22 protein-coding genes are annotated in these 17,921 nt (G+C 68.4%); 8 read left to right on the top strand and 14 right to left on the bottom strand.

What is annotated here, in order from left to right:
- The first annotated feature begins 135 nt into the window (after positions 1-135).
- Entirely contained in the window at positions 136-1,155 is a 1,020-nt protein-coding gene (locus tag ACO2Q1_RS12090; RefSeq protein ID WP_423329719.1) for an NAD-dependent epimerase/dehydratase family protein, read from the top strand.
- 72 nt (positions 1,156-1,227) lie between these two features.
- Here ACO2Q1_RS12090 and ACO2Q1_RS12085 read toward each other — a convergent pair whose 3' ends face one another.
- Positions 1,228-2,157 (bottom strand): electron transfer flavoprotein subunit alpha/FixB family protein, encoded by a 930-nt coding sequence (locus tag ACO2Q1_RS12085; RefSeq protein ID WP_423329718.1) that lies wholly within the window; start codon positions 2,155-2,157, stop codon positions 1,228-1,230.
- Positions 2,157-2,921, bottom strand: coding sequence for an electron transfer flavoprotein subunit beta/FixA family protein (locus ACO2Q1_RS12080; RefSeq protein WP_423329717.1), 765 nt, complete (start codon positions 2,919-2,921; stop codon positions 2,157-2,159). Before ACO2Q1_RS12080 ends, ACO2Q1_RS12085 begins: the two co-directional genes overlap by 1 nt.
- A 117-nt stretch (positions 2,922-3,038) precedes the next feature.
- Here ACO2Q1_RS12080 and ACO2Q1_RS12075 point away from each other — a divergent pair, with 117 nt between their 5' ends.
- The gene (locus ACO2Q1_RS12075) at positions 3,039-3,383 is read left to right on the top strand and encodes a hypothetical protein (RefSeq protein ID WP_423329716.1); all 345 of its coding nucleotides are present in this window, start codon (positions 3,039-3,041) and stop codon (positions 3,381-3,383) included.
- 15 nt (positions 3,384-3,398) lie between these two features.
- On the opposite strand, the gene ACO2Q1_RS12070 is transcribed toward ACO2Q1_RS12075, so the two are convergent.
- From ACO2Q1_RS12070 to ACO2Q1_RS12035, 8 genes are all read right to left on the bottom strand, one after another.
- A complete protein-coding gene (locus ACO2Q1_RS12070; RefSeq protein WP_423329715.1) occupies positions 3,399-3,686 on the bottom strand; it encodes a GNAT family N-acetyltransferase in 288 nt (95 codons plus the stop codon).
- The gene (locus ACO2Q1_RS12065) at positions 3,683-4,075 is read right to left on the bottom strand and encodes a hypothetical protein (RefSeq protein WP_423329714.1); all 393 of its coding nucleotides are present in this window, start codon (positions 4,073-4,075) and stop codon (positions 3,683-3,685) included. Before ACO2Q1_RS12065 ends, ACO2Q1_RS12070 begins: the two co-directional genes overlap by 4 nt.
- Before the next feature lie 17 nt (positions 4,076-4,092).
- Entirely contained in the window at positions 4,093-4,866 is a 774-nt protein-coding gene (locus ACO2Q1_RS12060; protein WP_423329713.1) for a DUF4870 family protein, read from the bottom strand.
- Between the two features lie 96 nt (positions 4,867-4,962).
- Entirely contained in the window at positions 4,963-5,355 is a 393-nt protein-coding gene (folB, locus tag ACO2Q1_RS12055) for a dihydroneopterin aldolase (protein ID WP_423329712.1), read from the bottom strand.
- The gene (locus ACO2Q1_RS12050; protein ID WP_423329711.1) at positions 5,352-5,900 is read right to left on the bottom strand and encodes a 6-pyruvoyl trahydropterin synthase family protein; all 549 of its coding nucleotides are present in this window, start codon (positions 5,898-5,900) and stop codon (positions 5,352-5,354) included. Before ACO2Q1_RS12050 ends, folB begins: the two co-directional genes overlap by 4 nt.
- 107 nt (positions 5,901-6,007) lie before the next feature.
- A complete protein-coding gene (locus ACO2Q1_RS12045) occupies positions 6,008-6,766 on the bottom strand; it encodes an SDR family oxidoreductase (protein WP_423329710.1) in 759 nt (252 codons plus the stop codon).
- Positions 6,763-7,185 carry a dihydroneopterin aldolase gene (locus ACO2Q1_RS12040; RefSeq protein WP_423329709.1) on the bottom strand — a complete coding sequence of 141 codons (423 nt, stop codon included), beginning with the start codon at positions 7,183-7,185 and terminating at the stop codon, positions 6,763-6,765. Before ACO2Q1_RS12040 ends, ACO2Q1_RS12045 begins: the two co-directional genes overlap by 4 nt.
- Before the next feature lie 163 nt (positions 7,186-7,348).
- Positions 7,349-7,756, bottom strand: a complete 408-nt coding sequence (locus ACO2Q1_RS12035; protein WP_423329708.1) for an acyl-CoA thioesterase — start codon at positions 7,754-7,756, stop codon at positions 7,349-7,351.
- An 80-nt stretch (positions 7,757-7,836) separates the two neighbouring features.
- Here ACO2Q1_RS12035 and ACO2Q1_RS12030 point away from each other — a divergent pair, with 80 nt between their 5' ends.
- Positions 7,837-8,307 (top strand): NUDIX domain-containing protein, encoded by a 471-nt coding sequence (locus ACO2Q1_RS12030; protein ID WP_423329707.1) that lies wholly within the window; start codon positions 7,837-7,839, stop codon positions 8,305-8,307.
- A gap of 42 nt (positions 8,308-8,349) precedes the next feature.
- Positions 8,350-8,796 (top strand): DMT family transporter, encoded by a 447-nt coding sequence (locus ACO2Q1_RS12025; protein WP_423329706.1) that lies wholly within the window; start codon positions 8,350-8,352, stop codon positions 8,794-8,796.
- A gap of 4 nt (positions 8,797-8,800) precedes the next feature.
- Here ACO2Q1_RS12025 and ACO2Q1_RS12020 read toward each other — a convergent pair whose 3' ends face one another.
- Positions 8,801-9,247, bottom strand: a complete 447-nt coding sequence (locus tag ACO2Q1_RS12020; RefSeq protein WP_423329705.1) for a lysozyme inhibitor LprI family protein — start codon at positions 9,245-9,247, stop codon at positions 8,801-8,803.
- A gap of 41 nt (positions 9,248-9,288) precedes the next feature.
- Here ACO2Q1_RS12020 and uvrC point away from each other — a divergent pair, with 41 nt between their 5' ends.
- From uvrC to pgsA, 4 genes are all read left to right on the top strand, one after another.
- Positions 9,289-11,208, top strand: coding sequence for an excinuclease ABC subunit UvrC (uvrC, locus tag ACO2Q1_RS12015; RefSeq protein ID WP_423329704.1), 1,920 nt, complete (start codon positions 9,289-9,291; stop codon positions 11,206-11,208).
- Positions 11,209-11,232: 24 nt separating this feature from the next.
- The gene (locus ACO2Q1_RS12010) at positions 11,233-11,544 is read left to right on the top strand and encodes a YdeI/OmpD-associated family protein (RefSeq protein ID WP_423329703.1); all 312 of its coding nucleotides are present in this window, start codon (positions 11,233-11,235) and stop codon (positions 11,542-11,544) included.
- 41 nt (positions 11,545-11,585) lie between these two features.
- A complete protein-coding gene (locus ACO2Q1_RS12005) occupies positions 11,586-12,209 on the top strand; it encodes a carbonic anhydrase (protein ID WP_423329702.1) in 624 nt (207 codons plus the stop codon).
- A gap of 70 nt (positions 12,210-12,279) precedes the next feature.
- Positions 12,280-12,936 carry a CDP-diacylglycerol--glycerol-3-phosphate 3-phosphatidyltransferase gene (gene pgsA, locus ACO2Q1_RS12000; RefSeq protein WP_423329701.1) on the top strand — a complete coding sequence of 219 codons (657 nt, stop codon included), beginning with the start codon at positions 12,280-12,282 and terminating at the stop codon, positions 12,934-12,936.
- Here pgsA and ACO2Q1_RS11995 read toward each other — a convergent pair.
- The 3 genes from ACO2Q1_RS11995 to ACO2Q1_RS11985 all read right to left on the bottom strand — a co-directional run bounded on the left by ACO2Q1_RS11995 (position 12,933) and on the right by ACO2Q1_RS11985 (position 17,875).
- The gene (locus ACO2Q1_RS11995) at positions 12,933-13,460 is read right to left on the bottom strand and encodes a GNAT family N-acetyltransferase (protein ID WP_423329700.1); all 528 of its coding nucleotides are present in this window, start codon (positions 13,458-13,460) and stop codon (positions 12,933-12,935) included. The genes pgsA and ACO2Q1_RS11995 overlap by 4 nt on opposite strands.
- On the bottom strand, positions 13,457-15,532 hold the full coding sequence (locus ACO2Q1_RS11990; RefSeq protein ID WP_423329699.1) for a S46 family peptidase: 2,076 nt from the start codon (positions 15,530-15,532) through the stop codon (positions 13,457-13,459). Before ACO2Q1_RS11990 ends, ACO2Q1_RS11995 begins: the two co-directional genes overlap by 4 nt.
- A 261-nt stretch (positions 15,533-15,793) precedes the next feature.
- Positions 15,794-17,875: a S46 family peptidase gene (locus tag ACO2Q1_RS11985; protein WP_423329698.1), complete on the bottom strand. Its 2,082-nt coding sequence runs from the start codon at positions 17,873-17,875 to the stop codon at positions 15,794-15,796.
- Positions 17,876-17,921: the final 46 nt, after the last annotated feature.

Genomic DNA, 17,921 nt, shown 5'->3' with positions numbered 1-17,921 from the left:
GCGCCGACGCTCTCCGAGACCTACACCTGTGGACAGGGCCATTCGCCAAACTCGCGTCGTTTCCGGTCCCGGATCAAGGCGGGCCACAAGCGGTGAAGGTTCGCCTGTTCGCGGCAGGATCAGGCAGGGGGCGGCATGCGATATCTGATCACGGGTTCGGCCGGATTCATCGGCTTTCACCTGGCGCGCCGTCTGCTCGAGGCGGGGCATGCGGTGGTCGGCTATGACAGCTTCACCCCCTATTACGATCCCGCCCTGAAGGCGGCGCGCAATACGGTGCTGGAAACCTGGCCCGGCTTCACCCTGCATCGCGCTCAGCTGGAGGACGCCGCCGCCCTGTCGGCGGCCTGGGATGAGGCCAGGCCCGACGTCGTGGTGCATCTCGCCGCCCAGGCGGGCGTTCGCTACAGTATCGATCATCCGGAGACCTATGTGGCCTCCAACCTGGTCGGGACCGCCAATGTGCTGGAGGCCGCGCGACGCGCGCCGCCTCGTCACCTGATGCTGGCCTCGACCAGTTCCGCCTACGGCGCCAACACCGAGATGCCGTTTCGGGAGACCGATCGCGCGGTCCATCCCCTGACCCTCTATGCCGCGACCAAGGGCGCCAACGAACTGATGGCGCACAGCTATGCGCATCTGTTCGGCGTGCCGACGACGGCGTTCCGGTTCTTCACCGTCTATGGGCCCTGGGGGCGGCCGGACATGGCGCCGCTGAAATTCCTCGAGGCGATGCTCGCGGACAGGCCGATCGAGGTCTACGGCCAGGGGCGGATGTCGCGTGACTTCACCTATGTCGATGATCTGGTCGAGGCGGTGGTGAGGCTGGCCGACTGCCCGCCGCCCGCCCCGGCCGAGCGGACGGCGATGACGCCGATCCCGGGCGACAGCCTGTCGCCCGCGGCGCCCTACCGGATGGTCAATATCGGCGGCGGGTCGCCCACCGGCCTGATGGACTTCATCGAGGCGCTGGAGACGGCCCTGGGGCGAACGGCGAAGAAGGTCTTCCTGCCGATGCAGGAGGGAGACGTCCCGGCGACCTGGGCCTCTGCAAACCTGCTGGAGGCCCTGATCGGCTATCGGCCGGCTACCCCGGTCATTGAGGGGGTCGCCCGTCTGGTCGCGTGGCGTCGGGAGTATGGCGCCCGCATCTGAACGTCGATCCGGCGCATGAAAAAGGGGCCCGGCGCACCGGACCCCTTGATCTGCGTATACTGACGGACCGGCTCAGCCGAGCGCCGACATGAGATCCGGCACGACGGTCTTGTAGTCGCCGACGATGCCGTAGTCCGCGACCTGGAAGATCGGGGCGTCTGGGTCCTTGTTGATGGCCACGATGACCTTGGAGTCCTTCATCCCGGCCAGGTGCTGGATCGCGCCCGAGATCCCGACGGCCACATAGAGGGACGGCGCCACGACCTTGCCGGTCTGGCCGACCTGATAGTCGTTCGGAGCATAGCCGGCGTCCACAGCGGCGCGGCTGGCGCCGACGGCGGCGCCCAGCTTGTCGGCCAGCGGTTCGATCACGGCCGAGAACTCTTCGGCCGAGCCCAGGGCGCGACCGCCCGAGACCACGATCTTGGCGGCGCCCAGTTCGGGACGGTCCGACTTGACCATCTCGGCGCTGACGAAGCTGGTTTTCGGGGCCTCGCCGCCCGCCACGGTTTCGACCGAGGCGGAGCCGCCCTCTTCGGCGGCCTTGAAGGCCGTCGGGCGCACGGTGATGACCTTCTTGGCGTCCGAGGTCTGGACGGTCTCCAGCGCATTGCCGGCGTAGATCGGGCGGATGAAGGTGTCCGCCGACACGACCTCGACGATGTCCGAGATCGGGGTCACGTCCAGCTTGGCGGCGATGCGCGGCGCGAAATTCTTGCCGTCGGTGTTGGCCGGCGCCAGGACGGCGTCGTAGCTGGCGGCCAGCGGGACCACGGTGGCCTCCACGGCCTCGGCCAGGCCGGCGGCCAGGCCGGCGCTCTCGGCCAGCAGAATCTTGCGGACGCCGGAGATTTTGGCCGCGGCGTCAGCTGCGGGCTTGGCGTTCTGGCCCACGACCAGAACATCGACGTCCGACGACAGGCCGAGCGCGGCCGTCACGGTCTTGTGGGTGGTGTCGCGCAGGGCGGCGCCGTCGTGATCGGCGATGACGAGAACGGCCATTACAGAACCCCTTCGGACTTGAGCTTGGCGACCAGTTCGGCGGCGTCGGCCACCTTGATACCGGCCGACCGCTTGGGCGGCTCGGTGACCTTGAGCACCTTGAGGCGGGCCGCCGTGTCGACGCCGTAGTCGGCCACCGCCTTGACGGCGATTTCCTTCTTCTTGGCCTTCATGATGTTGGGCAGGGAGGCGTAGCGCGGCGTGTTCAGCCGCAGATCGACCGTCACCACCGCAGGCAGCTGGGCCGCCAGGGTCTGCAGACCGCCGTCCACCTCGCGGGTCACCGTGGCCTTGCCGTCGGCGATCTCCAGCTTGCCGGCGAAGGTCGCCTGGGGCCAGTCCAGCAGGGCGGCCAGCATCTGGCCCACCGCATTGTTGTCGCCGTCGATCGACTGTTTGCCCATCAGGACCAGATCAGGTTTTTCCTCGTCCACCACGGCCTTGAGGAGCTTGGCGACCGCCAGGGGCTCCAGATCCGTGTCCGACTGGATCAGGACGCCGCGATCGGCGCCCATGGCCAGGGCGGTGCGGATCGTTTCCTGCGCCTGGGTCACGCCGATGGAGACCACCACGATCTCGGACGCCGTGCCGGCGGCATGATGTTCCTTGCCTTCCTTCAGGCGGACGGCCTCTTCGACGGCGATTTCGTCGAAGGGGTTCATGCTCATTTTCACATTGGCCAGATCGACGCCGGTCTGATCCGCCTTCACGCGGGCCTTGACGTTGTAGTCGATCACCCGTTTGACGGGGACGAGTACCTTCATTGCGCTGTTTCCATACCTTGGTCGAATTCGTGGGGCAGGCAATGGAACGGGCGGCGCCGCCTGTCAACGTAACGTAACGTGAACCTGCCCGGCCGCGCCGGGCGCCCGGAGAGCCCGATGCACCGTCTTCTGACCATGCGCCGTCTCAGCATCATGTTTCTGAGCCTGTTCGCGGTGGCGACGGCCGGGATGCTGACGTACCAGCATTTCCGGATCGACCCGGAACGCAAATGCGCCAGGAACGGCCAATGGTACTTCGCCGAAGAAGGCCGCTGCGTGACCCCGATCTACATCCCCGAAATCACCAAACGGGCGCCCGGCGTCACCCGCGAGGAGGCGTCGCGTCAGCGCAACGCCGAAGTCTATCGGCTGGAGGAAGAGGTCCGTCGCGAGAAGGCGCGCCTGGCCTATGAGGCGGCCGAGCAGCGTCGGGCCCTGGCCGAAGCCCAGAAGGGCCAGTAGATTCGGTCAAAGGCGTCAGGCCAGGACGTCGGCCTGGTCCGGGTGGCGGCGGAACCAGGCGACGGCGTAGCCGCACACCGGCGTCAGCTTCAGGCCCTCTGACCGGGCGTGATCGGCCAGATGCGCCATGAAGGTCCCCGCCGCCCCGGAGCCCCGCAGCGCCGTCGCGGCCTCGACATGCAGCAGGGCGCGCAGCTTTCCCTGGGCGGCGTAGTCGGCCCAGACCTCATGCCCGGTCCCGTCATCGGCGACGAATTCCTCGACAAACCGCCGTCCCTCGGACTCGTCGCGAAAGCCGCTCACGGGTTGCGGTCCGACATCAGGTTCAGCAGGCCGAGGATCGACTTGATGGTGAACCACAGGTGCAGGATGAACAGGCCCAGCAGGCAGATCAGGCCGACCGGGATCAGGATCACGGTCACGAAGCTGACGATGGCCAGGATCCACAGGCCCACGGTCCACCAGACCACCGACCAGAACAGCCGGATCTGCTCGTCGATATGCACCCGCGCCAGTCCGTTGGCGGACCCCCGCCCGGCATAGGCGACGATCAATCCGACCAGCACCAGGATGTTGGCGCTCGGGATCGACAGGATATAGAGGCCCCAGGCGATCAGAGCCGCAGGCTTGCCTTCGGACGGATGGGCGGCCCCGAAACGGGCCGGATCGGCGGGCGGCGGGGCGTCGGTCATACGTCAGGTCCTCTTCGTCACGTCGCCCAGTCGGCGATCAGCCATTGGCGCGGCTTCTTGATCGATGCGCCGCGCGCCAGGGTCGTCAGGCCCCAGGCGCTGCGCGCCAGCATCCACACCGCCAGTATGAACAACACAGGCACGCCGATGTTCACCGCGATCAGCACGACGCCCAGAACGGCGGCGATGGCGGCGATCCAGACGGTGCGCTTCTGGAAGTCGAAATGGCTGCGCGCCAGGGGCTGCGACGGGCGTGGCCGGACGGTCACGGCGATCAGGGCCACCAGGGCGGAAGCGCCCAACGTGGGCACGGCGCCCAGAAGCAGGGCGTAGACGGCGAACAGGCCCATCGCCCCCTCCGCCGGCTCGGCGGTCGGGCGGTCCGCCAGACCCTCGCCGATCGATGGCGCGGCCGGAAGGTGATCGGTCGGGTCGATGGCGGTCGTGGCGGCGGCCGTCTTGAAGGTCTCGGCTCGCAGGGCCGCCAGACGGTTGACCGGCCGCGCGGCGGGCTCGAACAGATCGGGTTCGGCCTTGCGGCCCCAGTCGGGCGGGCAGGCCACGCCGCCCAGCGAGGCCGCAGAGGTGAAGCCGATCAGGTCATCGTGGTCCGGCTCGCCTGAGGTCCGGGGCGGCTCATCGCGCGTCGGCGAGGCCTGCACGGACAGCGCAACGTCGTCGGCCTCATCCTTGCCTTCAGGCGCAGCGGCGGGCTCGGGCAGGGCGTCGCCGAACAGGTCGTCCTCGATCTCTTCGGGCGCGGGCTTCAGCGGATCGCCGGGTTCGGCCATCAGTACTCTCCGGCGGCGAACCCGCCCATGGTGAACGGCCGGACAATGGCGGCGTGGGCCGGTCAGCGCAACCGGACTCGGCGTCGAAGACGCGGCTCAGCGGCCCAGAACGATCTCGCAACCGGCGGCGCGCGCCCCGTCCAGCGCCGTCGGCTTGTCGATTCGCACCGTCACCCGTCGCACGCGGGCGTCGTCGAGACAGGCCGTGGCGAGACGCTGGGCGAAGCTTTCGACCAGACCGACATGGCCGCTCGCGGCGATGTCCCGCGCGGCGCGAGCGACCGATTCGTAATCCACCGTGTCCGACAGGCGTTCGACCGGCCCAGGGCGAAGCTCCAGGGTCACGTCGAGGACCAGAGGCTGAAGCCGTCCATGCTCGTGATCATGGATGCCGATGCCGGCCTGGATTTCCAGCCCGCGCACGAAGACGGTCACCGCCTCCAGGGTCGGAGGATTGATCGCCACGGTCGCGGCGGCGGCGTCGATCATGGACGGCTCTTCTCGGATGCAGGCGGCGCCAGATCGTTGATCGACAGATCGGCCCGGTCCATCCAGCTTCCGGCCATCCAGGCGCGCTCGGCCGGGGACAGGATCTCGCCCACGATCACGGCGTTGGTCGGCGTCTCCTCGAGGGTCAGGCCGACGCAACGGAACGGCGAGGCTTCGGCGATCAGAACGGCGTCCAGCTTGCGACGCAGGGCGATGGCCAGAGCCTCGCTGGTCGGATCGCCCTCGAACACCATCAGGCGCGACGCCCGCTCAGGTTCGTTTTCCAGGAACCAGGCCAGCAGCGGGTCGGCGCCGTTGAGCTGAAAGGCGTGATCGACGGCCTGGTCGATGAACCTGTGCCAGCGGGTCTTCATCGCCTCGAACGAGGCGACATAGTTGGATTGTCCGAAATCCGGCGCCTGATCGCTGCGCAGGGTGACGTGCACGAACTCGTTGTGGCCGTGGGGCACCACGCATTTGGACGCCGCATCGACCAGAAGCCGATGCGCCATCGAAAAGCGGCGGGTGAAGCGAACGTCGGGCAATCTCGAAATGTCCTGGGCCGGCCGACGACAGGGGCGGCGCGGGCGCGCAGCATGAACACCAGCACGTGGGCGAAGTAAAGGCGATCCGGGACGGCCCGGAACCGGGCTCAGACCCCGTCGAAGGCGACGTCGCGGGCGCGCCGGACCAGGCTTTCACCACCATCCACGGCGATGATCCGGCCGGTCACCGAGGGGGTGTCAATCACGAAACGTACGGTCCGGGCCACGTCGGCGATGTCCGGACCGCGCCCCAGGGGCGTATCGACCCATGCCCGTTCGAAGTCGGCCTGGGTCTGTTCGCCGCTGGGCAGCAACAGCCCGGGGGCCACCCCGACGACCCGGATGCGCGGCGCCAGGGCCAGGGCCAGGGTCTCGGTCAGGCCGGCCAGGGCGACCTTGCCGGCGGTGTAGGTGAAGAAGTCCGGGTTCGGCGCCAGCACCTTCTGGTCCAGGATGTTGACGATCACGCCGCTCGCCTCGGGCTCCACGGCGTCGGCGAAGGCGCGGGCCAGCATCACCGGCGCGGTCAGATTGTCGGCGATGTGGGCGTCCCAGCTCGCCGTCGTCATGGTCTGGAACGTGTCGTAGGCGAAGGTCGAGGCGTTGTTGACCAGCACGTCGATGCGTCCGAACGCGCCGACGACCTCGTCGATCAGGCGACGCCGATCGGCGTCCTGCGTCAGGTCCGCCCGAAAGCTCTCGGCCGCTCCGCCGTCCGCCCGGATATCGGCGACCACCCGGGCCGCGTCCTCCGCGCCGCTGCGAAAGTGCACCGCGACCCGGCATCCCGACGCGGCCAGATCGCGCGCCAATCCGGCCCCGACGCGTCGTGCGGCGCCGGTGATCAGCACTACGGACGATGTCATGACGACGGCCTGCGACGGAACAGTTCGACCCCGACGCCGCGCGTCTCGGCGAAGATGTCGGGCTTCAGAATGCGGACCCGACAGGCCTCCACGGCCTCGTCCTGAAACACGAAGTCGGTCAGTTCGGTCAGCAGGGTTTCCAGCAGATCGACGTGGTCGGACCGATCTCGCCAGGCCAGAATGAACTCGCGCACCCGATCATAGTCGACATAGCCGGGCAGGGGGGCGCCGTCCGCCGTCCGGGTCGGAACGGGCCAGGCCGAGTACATCTCGACGTCGACGCTCAGCCGGTTGGGGCGCTGCGGATGTCGCTCCCACGGGTGAAGCCCGCAACGGACCTCGACCTCGACCCCGCACAGCAGGGCGCGCGCCCAGTCAGCCTGGCGGGTGAAGGCGTCCGTCGCGAACGGGTCAGTCAACCCGGCCGAACTCGAAATAGTTGATCGCGCCCAGAAGGACGACAAAGCCGAGGATGATGCCGAGAGCCAGCATGGGAACGCTCCTATCAAGGTTTCGGCTGATACCGGCCCCGGCGGCCGGGTTCAAGCGGCCGGGTTCAAGCGGCCGGGTTCAGGCGCGCCGTCAGGGCAGAAGCGCCGCACGGACCCTGTCCGGCACCGGCGACGATTTCCCGGTCGCCAGATCGACGTGGACATAGATCAGTTCGATCACCGCCCGGCGATCCTCCTGGTCCGCGCCATGCAGTTCGATGCGCTTGGCGATGCTGGAGGTTCCGATGCGGTCGATCCGCATCCAGCCGTCGATCTGCTCATCGGCCCGGATCGGCTTTTCATAGGTCACGGCCGCGTGGGCCACATGGGCGTCGAACGCCAGTTCGCCTTCCGTCAGCAGGCCGCGATCTCTCAGGAACTCGGTCGTGACCAGGTCGGCGTATTCCAGATAGCGGGAGTTGAACACCACCTGCTGCGGATCGACCTCGGCGTAGCGCACGCGGAACCGATAGACGAACGGGAAGTCGGAACGGGCCATGCCGGCATGCTAGATGACGCTTGCATTAGCGGTCAAACGGCTCCGCTTCCCCGCGCGCTCGTCGCCTGTCATCGTGGGGCATGGACTGGCGTCAACGCATCGAGCCCTTCACCCGGCCGCTGTTCTTCCTCGTCTCGCGCCTGACGCGGGGCATGACCCTGGGGGTGCGCGCCGTGGTCACCGACGACGAGGGGCGGGTGCTTCTGGTTCGCCACACTTATCTGGCCGGGTGGTGGCTGCCGGGCGGCGGCGTCGATCGCGGTGAAACCACCCAGGCCGCCGCGGTGCGCGAGGCGCGCGAAGAGGCCGGCGTCATCGCCCGCGCCGCGCCCCGCCTGATCTCGATCCATTCGAACGAGCGGTTCTTCCGGGGCGACCATGTGCTGGTCTTCGCGATCGACGACTTCGAACTGACCGATCGCACCAGCCATGGCGAGATCGCGGAAATCGGCTGGTTCGCGCCGGACGCCCTGCCGCACGACGCCCATCGCTCCACCGTGGCCAGGGTGGCCGAAATCTTCGGCGGCCGGGTTGCCGACGACGCCTGGTGACGGGCTCTCGCTGACCGCCGGAGACCATGCTAACCGGGCGGCATGAACCCGTCCTGGCTGACCCTGATCCTGATCGTCCTCGCCGGCGGCGCGACCGCGCTCCAGGCGCCGACGAACGCCAAGCTGATGGGGGCGGTCGGTTCGCCGGTGAATGCGGCCTTCATCTCCTTTGCGGTCGGCACCCTGGCTCTGGGTCTGGCCGCCGCGGCGATGCAGGTGCGTCCGGACACGGCGGCCATGCGCGGACTGCCGGCCTGGGCCTGGATCGGCGGCCTGTACGGCTGCGTCTTCGTCATCGCCGCCGCCTGGTCGGTGCCGCGCTACGGCGCCGCCCTGACCATCACTTTGATGGTGGCCGGACAGTTGATCGTCAGCCTGATGCTGGATGCGACCGGGGCGTTCGGCGTGCCGCGTCAGCCGCTGAGTCTGTCCAAGATCGCCGGGGTTGCCCTGGTCTTCGCCGGCGTCGTCCTGGCGCGACGCGGCTGACGCCTCACAGCGGCCCGGTCAGGCTGCGCACCCACAGATAGCGGCGGGCGATCCAGTCGGTCTGCACGCCCTCCCTCGCCACCGGCCAGAAGGTCCCGTCGCGTCCGTCATAGACGGCCAGCGACCGTTCCATGCCGCGTCGCCAGTCGGCCTGGGACCGCGCCAGGGCGCGTTTGGCCGCCGGCTCCAGATCCGGATCGGCCTGGGCGCGGCGCAGGGCCTCGTTCAGCAGGGACGTCCAGTCCATGCGCTCATAGCTCAGACAGGCGATCATGCCGGAGGTGGAAGACCCTCCCGGCTGGTCCTGGCAGGGCCCGCTCAGCAGGCCGATGCACGTCGAACCGTCGCGATCCTGCTCGATCTCGCGCGTCACACAGGCTTCGAGCTGGGGCGTGCGGGGCTCGCCGGGCGTCTGGCCCAGCAGAAGCATGAAAAGCGGCAGGGCGATCATCGCCGTCGTCTCCCGTCTCGGACGCCCTATATTGCAGGACGATGTCATCGACGGACGAATCGATTCCTGACGACGCGCCCCCGGCGCAGGCCGAAACCTTGCAGGCTTCGGCCCTGATCGCTGACGAGGCCCGGCGCGCGCCGGACAAGCCAGGCGTCTACCGCATGTACGGCGAGGACGGCGCCTGCCTGTATGTCGGCAAGGCGCGCAGCCTGAAAAAGCGGATCGTGCAATACGCCCAGGGTCGGTTTCACACCCAGCGCATCGGCCTGATGGTGTCCCTGACCCGCTCGATGGAGCTGGTGGTCACGGCGTCGGAAACCGAGGCCCTGCTGCTGGAATCCAACTTCATCAAGAAGCTGAAGCCGCGCTTCAACGTCGTCCTGCGGGACGACAAGTCGTTCGCCGAACTGATGATCCGCCGCGATCACCGCGCGCCTCAGGTCCGCAAGCATCGCGGCGCCCATACGATCAAGGGCGACTATTTCGGCCCCTTCGCCTCCACCTGGGCGGTGAACCGGACCCTGAACACCCTGCAGAAGGCGTTCCTGCTGCGCTCCTGCTCCGACAGCGTCTACGAAAGCCGAACCCGCCCCTGCATGCTGCATCAGATCAAGCGGTGCTCGGCGCCCTGCACCGGTCTGATCTCGCTGGAGGACTACGGCGAACTGGTCGGAGAGGCGGAGCAGTTCCTGCGCGGCAAGTCGCGGGCGGTGATCGGGCGCCTCTCGGCCGAGATGCAGGCGGCGTCCGACGACATGGATTTCGAACAGGCCGCCCGGGTCCGTGATCGCATCCGCGCCCTGTCGGCCATCGCCATGGAAAACAGCGTCAGCGCCGAGGGCGTGGCCGAAGCCGACGTCTTCGCCCTGGCGGTCGACGGCGGCCAGGCCTGCGTTCAGGTCTTCTTCTATCGCGCCGGCCAGAACTGGGGCGGGCGAGCCTATTTTCCCCGCGTCGACCGAAGCGACACGGACGCCGAAATTCTGGGGGCCTTCCTCGGTCAGTTCTATGAGGACAAGCCGGTGCCCCGGCAGGTGCTGTCCAATGTCGTTCCGCACGAGAAGGAACTACTCAAGGAGGCCTTCTCGATGATGGCCAAACAGGCCGACGGCCGCCGTGTGGTCTCGATCGAGCGGCCCCTGCGCGGCGACCGAAAGGGCCTGGTCGATCACGCCCTGACCAACGCCCGCGAGGCCCTGGGGCGGCGCCTGGCCGAAAGCTCGGCCCAGGGCAAGATCCTCGACGAGGTGGTCGAGGCCTTCGGTCTGGACGCCCGCCCGGAACGGATCGAGGTCTACGACAACGCCCATATCCAGGGCTCGAACGCCGTCGGCGGCATGATCGTGGCCGGGCCCGAGGGCTTCCGGAAGTCGCAGTATCGCAAGTTCAACATCAAGGGCGACGAACTGACGCCCGGCGACGACTACGGCATGATGAACGAGGTGCTGCGCCGCCGCTTCACCCGCCTGATCAAGGACGAGGAGGAGGGCGCTGAGGTCGAACGCCCCGACCTGCTTCTGATCGACGGCGGCGCCGGTCAGTTGGCGGCGGTGCTGGCGGTCATGGCCGATCTCGGCGTGGATGACGTCGCGGTGGTCGGCGTCGCCAAGGGGCCGGACCGCGACGCGGGGCTGGAGAAGTTCTTCATGCCCGGCAAGGCGCCGTTCATGCTGCCGCTGAAATCACCGGCGCTCTACTATCTGCAACGACTCCGCGACGAGGCTCACCGGTTCGCCAACGGCGCCCACGCGAAGCGTCGTTCCATGGACATCAAGAAGAACCCGCTGGACGAGATCGAGGGCGTCGGTCCCGGCCGCAAGAAGGCCCTGCTGCACGCCTTCGGTTCGGCCAAGGCGGTCGGTCGCGCCTCGGTCGCCGACCTGATCCAGGTCGAGGGCGTCAGCCAGGCCCTGGCCGAGCGGATCTACGGCTTCTTCCATCCGGCGGCGCGCGGTTAGGATGGGGCATCGAGAGGATCGCGCATGACCGACTTCGCACAGGGGACCGTCCATCAGGCCGGGGCCGATCTCCAGGCCGCCGTGCAGTCGGACCCGGAGGTGCTCGCCCTCTGGCAGGGCCTGACGCCGCTCGGCCGCAACGAGTTCATCTGCTGGGTGGAGGACGCCAAACAGGCCGCCACGCGCCAGCGCCGCATCGCGCGCACGGCCGAGGAACTGCGTGAGGGCAAGAAGCGGCCCTGCTGCTGGGTCGGCTGCATCCACCGGACCGACAAGGCTCCCAGCGCCTGGCAGCAGGCGGTCCTCATCGACGGCAAGGCGCGCAAGGGCCGCTAGGCCTCTCCCACAATCGGCGCCGATCGCCTATACCGCCCCCCATGACCGACACCGCATCCGACGCCCTGCTGGACGGCTACCGCCGGTTCCGCACCGACCACTGGCCCGAGGCGCGAGCCGAGTATGAATCCCTGGCCGGTGGTCAGAAGCCGCACACCCTGGTCGTGGCCTGTTCCGACAGCCGCGCTGATCCGGCCCTCATCTTCGATGCGGCCCCGGGCCAGCTGTTCGTCGTGCGCAACGTCGCCAATCTGGTGCCGCCCTACCAGCCCGACGGCCAGCTTCACGGCGTGTCCGCCGCCCTGGAGTTCGGGGTCAAGGTCCTGAACGTCTCGCGCATCGTGGTGATGGGCCATGCCTACTGCGGCGGGGTCAACGCCATGCTGAACGGCGCCCCCGACAGCTGCCGTGACTTCGTCGCCCCTTGGGTGGCCCAGGCCGCCCCCGTGGTCCGGCTGGTCTGCGAGACCTTCCCGCAGGAGCCGGCCGAACGCCTGGCCGAGGAGACGGTGGTGCGACTGTCGATCGAGAACCTGCGCACCTTCCCCTGGATCGCCGAGCGCGAGGCGTCGGGCGCGCTGGAGCTGACCGGCCTGCATTTCGGCATCGCCGACGGCATCCTGCGTCTGCTGAACGGGCCGGGCCGGTTCGAGCCGATGGGCTGAGGCCGGATCGGAGGCGGTCGCATCCGGCCGCGAACCGTGGCAAACCGAAGCCCAGACCGAGGACCGATCCATGCACCCCCTGCCCAAGGCCAATCCCATCCCCAACATCCTGACCGGCATCCGCCTGGTCGCGGGCGTGGTGATGTTCCTGATCCTGGCCGGATCGGCGCCGCAGGTGCCGATTCTGTCGGAATATCTGAGCCCCGATGACCAGCTTCGGCTGGGGCGGATCGCCTTCTGGATCTTCGTGATCGCCGCCTCGACCGACTGGGTCGACGGCTATCTGGCGCGGCGGTGGAACGCCACCACGCGCTGGGGCGCCATCCTGGACCCGATCGCAGACAAGATCCTGATCACCGGCGCGATTCTCAGCGTCCTGGCCTGGGGCGGGCTGCCCGGCGTGGCGGTGCCCTGCGGCCTGATCCTGTTCCGCGAGTTCGCGGTCTCGGCCCTGCGCGAAACGACCGCCGGCTCGGTGAAGCTGGATGTCACCCTGTTGGCCAAGTGGAAGACCACGGTCCAGATGGTGGCCCTGGCCGCCCTGCAACTGGTGCTGCTGTGGGACGGGTTCGGCCTGCCGCTGCAAGGCCAGGGGGCGTTCGAATGGCTGGCCACGACCCTGATCTGGCTGGCCGCCGTCATCACCCTGTGGACCGGCTGGCAATATTTCGCCAAGGCCAAGCGCCAGATGGAGCAGGCCCCGGCCCGCGCCGCGGACCCGCTTTAAAGCGGCTTCTCCAGCACGACGAACTCCAGATCACGCGGCGGCAGATCGCCGAAGTCCTGCGCCTCGGCGGGGAAGGGGCGACGCTCGCCGGTCAGGACATAGCCGCGGCGTTCGTACCAGGCGATAAGTTCTGATCGTGTCGAGATGACCGTCATCTCCATGCGCGAGGCGCCGAACCGCCTCACGGCCTCCGCCTCCGCGGCGGCGAGGACCGCTCGGCCCAGGCCGCCGGCCTGCCGATCCGGCGCAACGGTCAGCATGCCGAGATAGGCCGGACCCTCGGCCTGCCGCGCCACCCGAACGCAGGCGGCCAGGGCGTCGGCGTCCTCGCCCAGCAGCAGCACCTGATCGGCGTCGCCGATGATCGCCTGCAGTTCCTCGGCGCTGGTCCGCGTCCCGCCCAGCAGGTCCGCCTCGTGGGTCCAGCCGGCCTTGGCCGTCTCGCCGCGATAGGCGCTTTCGATCAGGGCATGCAGGGTCGGGACGTCCGCGACCGTCGCCGGGCGGAAGGCGAGGGCGGTCACCGCACCCCCAGTTCCGCCAGAAGGCCGGTCATGCCGTAGACGTCGCGCAGGGCGGCCGTCACGGCGCCCGTGGTGACGATCACGCTGCGGTTGACGTTGCGGTCATAACCATAGGCGTTGCGCTGGGTCAGGACGGTGGAATCGAAGTTGGCGCCGACGATCTCGCCCTGGGGCGTCACGACGGGCGAGCCCGACGAACCGCCGATGGTGTCGGACGACACCGCCATGTTCAGCACCGTATCGCCCGGAATGCGATCACGGGCCGCCAGCAGCTTCGGCGCGACGTCGAAGGGCGGGGCGCCGGTCGCCCGGTCCCACAGGCCGGCGAAGGTGGTGAAGGCGCCGAACCTCTGGCCCGGGACATCGGTGCCCTCGATCTGGCCATAGGTCAGACGCAGGGTGCCGGTCGCATCCGGATAGACCGCATCGCCATAGGCGGCGAAGCGGGCGGCGGCCAGGGCCTCGGACGCGCGGTCCGTCGGCCCCTGGACCTTTTCCTCCCATTCGGCGCGAACGGCGCGGGTCGGCTCCTGAATCTTCAGCAGATACTGGATCAGGGGGTCGTCAGACGCCTCGACCGCCGCCAGTCCGCCCTCCCACAGGGCGCGCCGCACGGCCGGGTCGGCCAGTTTGCTGCCCTCAACCAGCCGCGCCGACAGCCCCTCGGGACTCTCGTTTCCGAGCAGGGTCCGCACGCGCGGATCATCGACCGTCAGCCACTCGCGGGTCTTGGACAGCCACCACTCCATCCGCACCTGCTCCAGACCCGGATAGACAGGCCGTTCGGCGAACAGAGACGACTGGACGGCGGCCAGGCGGCTGTCGGAATATTCGGCCAGCCGCTCGGCCGAGGGCTTCTGACGCTCCTGCGCCCCGCGCACCAGAGTCCGCGCCCAGGAGAACAGTTGCGACCCGCCGGCGACCGCCGTCGTGCCGACGCCGGTTCCGCCCTCCAGGAGGGCCGTCGCCGGATAGAGTTCGCGCAGCCCCGGCTGTATCGCCGCAAGTCGGTCGAAGATCTCGACGCCGGCCTTGTCGCGGAAATCCGCCTCGGCGGCGGTGCGACGGGACATGAAGTCCGCGTCGGTCAGGGCGCGCATCCGGCCGAGGCCGCGCTTGTAGGTGTTCTCGATCGAGACGATCGGGTCCATGGCCTCGAAGGCCTGACGTTCGCCCTCCTCGGAATAGCGGATCAGCCGGCCGCGCAACTCCGAAGCGATCAACTGATCCATCGGCAGGACCACGTCCCGCACCGAGGCCAACTGGTCCATGGTCAGCAGGCGCTGGGTCGCGCCGGGGCTGCCCGAGACGAAGACCGGCGCGCCCTCGACGGGCTTGTCGGCGTTCCAGCGGAAGTGGGTCGGCGTCGCGGCCGGGGCCCCGTTTTCATACAGGCGGATGAAGGCCGCATCGATGGCGAAGCGAGGGAAGGAGAAGTTGTCCAGATCGCCGCCGAAGGTCGCGGCCCGATCCTCGGGGGCCCAGGCCAACCGCACGTCCGTGTATTTCTTGTAGGTGTACAGCTTGAACTGACCGCCACGGTACAGGCTGACAACCTGACAGCGTTTGTCCGTCGCATCGCCGCAGGCTTCCTGCTCGATCCGTCCCGCCTCGGCGTCACGGGCGCGGGTGAAGGCCAGTCCCTCAAGCCCTTCGCCCGCCTTGTGCATGCGCGCGGTGACGTCCTCGATCCCGGTCAGGATCTCGGCCGAGCCGCCGGGGCATTTGCGTTCTTCCTCGCGGGTCCTGGGCGTGAACCCCGTCTCTGCATAGTTGACCGCCTGGGTCGACAGGTTGGCGACGCAGGTGGCCACGCAGTGGTTGTTGGTCATCACCAGCCCCTCGGCCGAGACGATCCCCGCCGAACATCCGCCGAACTTGACGGATGACAGACGCACGCGATCCAGAAACGCCTGGTCGATCGACGTGCCCAGCGTCTGGTTGGCGCGCGCGATGGGGAAGTTGTCGAACGTCCACATGCCTTCCTCGGCCCAAGCCTTTCCGGGAATGGCGGACGAGGCGGCGGCGAACGCCAGAACGGCGGCGGAGGCGGCCAGATTGAGGTGACGCATGTGTGAAGTCCTTTTAACGGGGCGCAAGGAAAGCCACCCCAAAGCCGCCGTCAAGGCGAGCGTCGATCTTGTCATCCCGGCCGAAGCGCAGCGCAGAGCCGGGACGGGAATGGGCGTCGTCAACTCGCCCCGGACCGCCTTCAGGGCCGATCCGGGGCACGGCGCGCCAGAACCTCGCCATGGAGATCGAGCCACCGAGGATTGTCATCCCGGCTCTCCGCTACGCTTCGGCCGGGATGACAATCCGTGCGCTGGACCGCTCTACCGAACGCCCAGCTCTTCCAGCAGGCGGGGCTGCTGATAGACGTTGCGGAGGGCCTCGGTGATGGCGGCGGTCGAGACCGTCACCGTGCGGTTCAGGGTTCCGTCATAGCCGAAGGAGCCGCCCAGCGAGTGGATGTTGCCGTCGAAGGCCGCGCCGATCACCTCGCCGTTCGCATTGATCACCGGCGAGCCGGAGTTGCCGCCGATGATGTCGTTGGTCGAGACGAAATCGTAGACGACGTCCTTGTTGATCCGGCCCTCGGCCTCGATGAACTTCTGGGCCGCGTTGAACGGTTCGGCGCCCGTCGCCCGCTCATAGAGGCCGCCCATATAGGTGAAGGGCGGGACGGTCACGCCGCGATAGGTCCAGCCCTCGACCGCCCCGTAAGACAGGCGCAGGCTGAAGGTCGCGTCCGGATACTGCGAGGTCCCATAGGCGGCGAAACGGGCCTGGGCGATCTTTTCCGCCGCACGGCTGGTCGGGGCGTTCACCGCCGCGTCCCACTGGGTGCGGATGGCCTGGGCGGCGTCGTCATTGGCCAGGACGAAGGCGATCATCGGATCGCCCGACGCGGCCAGCTGCTCCGGGGTCATGGCGAACAGACGGGCGCGTTCGGCGGCGTCGGCCAGCTTGGTGCCGGTGACCAGACGATCGGCGATGTACGCCGGGGCGTCCTTGCCGAGCAGGGCCTTCACATCGGCGTTGTCGACGGTCAGGTATTCGCGCGTCTTCAGCAGCCAGTGCGTGAGATAGAGTTCCTCCAGCCCGCCGTCGATCGGGGTCGATTCGGCCAGCCGGCGGCCCATCTGGGCGATGGCGGCGTCCGTATATCCGGCCCGGCGCTCGGCCTGGGGCTTGGCCCGCTCCTTGGCCGTCCGCACGATGGCCCGGGCGTAGTTGTACAGGGTCGATCCGCCGCCCGCCGACGATTCAAGCTGGCGATACGGCAGGAAGAGGTCGCGCGCGGCGGTCTGGACCTTTTCCAGTTCGCCCCAGGGATCGCCGATCTGGGCGGCGACGGCCGGATCTGCGGCGACGCGGGCCCGCAGCTCGGCCTCTTCCTCACGCTTCTTGGCCATGAAGGCGGCGTCGGTCAGGGCGCCCTGCTGGCCGTACCAGACCTTGAAGCTGTTCTCGAGACCGAACAGCGGGTCGACGGAGACGCGCTTGGCCTCATCCGACGTGGTCGCATATTCCTGGATCCGGCCGCGCAGTTCCGAGCCCTGGATCAGCGAGATGGGCAGCTGCTGGTCGCGCAGCCGCTCCAGCTGGCTGACGGTCAGCAGGCGCGAGGTCGAGCCGGGGTTTCCGGCCACGAAGGTGACGTCGCCTTCCTTGGGCGCGTTGGCGTTCCAGGTCAGGTGGTTGGGGGTCGCGACCGGCTTGCCGTCCTCATAGATGCGCAGGAAACCGGCATCGAGGGCGTAGCGGGGGAAGTTGAAGTTGTCGGGATCGCCGCCGAAGAAGGCCGCCTGGAACTCCGGCGCGAAGACCAGCCGCACGTCCTCATACTTGCGGAACTTGTACAGCTTGTACTGGCCGCCGCGATAGAAGCTGATCACCTGGCAGGTCAGCTTGCGGTCATCGCCGCAGACCTCGTCCTGGATTTTCGTGATTTCGTTGCCGCGCGCCTGGACGAAGGCGGCGCCTTCCAGGCCGGCGCCGGCGCCCTTCACGCGATCGGTCACATCGGTGATCTCGGTCAGGATTTCGGCCGTCTGGCCGGGGCACTGTTTCTCTTCCTCGCGCGTGGCCGGCATCCAGCCGTTCTTCACATAGTCGTTTTGCGCGTCCGACAGGTCCTGGACGCAGGAGACGATGCAGTGGTGGTTGGTCAGGACCAGTCCTTCGTCCGACACCAGCGAGGCGGAGCAGCCCTGGATACGCACGGCGGCGTTGCGCACCCGGTCCAGCCAGGCCTGATCCAGGCTCGTTCCATACTTCGCATTGACGGTGGCGATCGGGAACTGGTCGAACGTCCACATCCCTTCGTCGGCGCGCGCGGGCGAAGCGGCGGCGGACAGGACGGCGATCGATCCGCCGAGCGACAGCAGGGCGGCGGTGAGGCGAAGCGACATGGGCGGGCGTCTCCTGTGGGCCGGCGGCACGACGCCGACCGAGCCT

This window comes from Brevundimonas sp. VNH65 (assembly GCF_049445955.1).
In the GTDB taxonomy this organism is placed as follows: domain Bacteria; phylum Pseudomonadota; class Alphaproteobacteria; order Caulobacterales; family Caulobacteraceae; genus Brevundimonas.
This window is presented reverse-complemented; position numbering and strand designations above follow the sequence as displayed.

What these genes read in the sequence shown, in the direction of transcription:
- ACO2Q1_RS12080 (WP_423329717.1), bottom strand. Translation starts at nt 2,921, where the DNA reads ATGAAGGTACTCGTCCCCGTCAAACGGGTGATCGACTACAACGTCAAG.
- ACO2Q1_RS11985 (WP_423329698.1), bottom strand. Translation starts at nt 17,875, where the DNA reads ATGTCGCTTCGCCTCACCGCCGCCCTGCTGTCGCTCGGCGGATCGATC.
- ACO2Q1_RS12005 (WP_423329702.1), top strand. Translation starts at nt 11,586, where the DNA reads ATGACCGACACCGCATCCGACGCCCTGCTGGACGGCTACCGCCGGTTC.
- ACO2Q1_RS12010 (WP_423329703.1), top strand. Translation starts at nt 11,233, where the DNA reads ATGACCGACTTCGCACAGGGGACCGTCCATCAGGCCGGGGCCGATCTC.
- ACO2Q1_RS12075 (WP_423329716.1), top strand. Translation starts at nt 3,039, where the DNA reads ATGCACCGTCTTCTGACCATGCGCCGTCTCAGCATCATGTTTCTGAGC.
- ACO2Q1_RS12020 (WP_423329705.1), bottom strand. Translation starts at nt 9,247, where the DNA reads ATGATCGCCCTGCCGCTTTTCATGCTTCTGCTGGGCCAGACGCCCGGC.
- folB (WP_423329712.1), bottom strand. Translation starts at nt 5,355, where the DNA reads ATGATCGACGCCGCCGCCGCGACCGTGGCGATCAATCCTCCGACCCTG.
- ACO2Q1_RS12060 (WP_423329713.1), bottom strand. Translation starts at nt 4,866, where the DNA reads ATGGCCGAACCCGGCGATCCGCTGAAGCCCGCGCCCGAAGAGATCGAG.
- ACO2Q1_RS11990 (WP_423329699.1), bottom strand. Translation starts at nt 15,532, where the DNA reads ATGCGTCACCTCAATCTGGCCGCCTCCGCCGCCGTTCTGGCGTTCGCC.
- ACO2Q1_RS12085 (WP_423329718.1), bottom strand. Translation starts at nt 2,157, where the DNA reads ATGGCCGTTCTCGTCATCGCCGATCACGACGGCGCCGCCCTGCGCGAC.
- uvrC (WP_423329704.1), top strand. Translation starts at nt 9,289, where the DNA reads ATGTCATCGACGGACGAATCGATTCCTGACGACGCGCCCCCGGCGCAG.
- ACO2Q1_RS12035 (WP_423329708.1), bottom strand. Translation starts at nt 7,756, where the DNA reads ATGGCCCGTTCCGACTTCCCGTTCGTCTATCGGTTCCGCGTGCGCTAC.
- ACO2Q1_RS12090 (WP_423329719.1), top strand. Translation starts at nt 136, where the DNA reads ATGCGATATCTGATCACGGGTTCGGCCGGATTCATCGGCTTTCACCTG.
- ACO2Q1_RS12045 (WP_423329710.1), bottom strand. Translation starts at nt 6,766, where the DNA reads ATGACATCGTCCGTAGTGCTGATCACCGGCGCCGCACGACGCGTCGGG.
- pgsA (WP_423329701.1), top strand. Translation starts at nt 12,280, where the DNA reads ATGCACCCCCTGCCCAAGGCCAATCCCATCCCCAACATCCTGACCGGC.
- ACO2Q1_RS12025 (WP_423329706.1), top strand. Translation starts at nt 8,350, where the DNA reads ATGAACCCGTCCTGGCTGACCCTGATCCTGATCGTCCTCGCCGGCGGC.
- ACO2Q1_RS12030 (WP_423329707.1), top strand. Translation starts at nt 7,837, where the DNA reads ATGGACTGGCGTCAACGCATCGAGCCCTTCACCCGGCCGCTGTTCTTC.
- ACO2Q1_RS12065 (WP_423329714.1), bottom strand. Translation starts at nt 4,075, where the DNA reads ATGACCGACGCCCCGCCGCCCGCCGATCCGGCCCGTTTCGGGGCCGCC.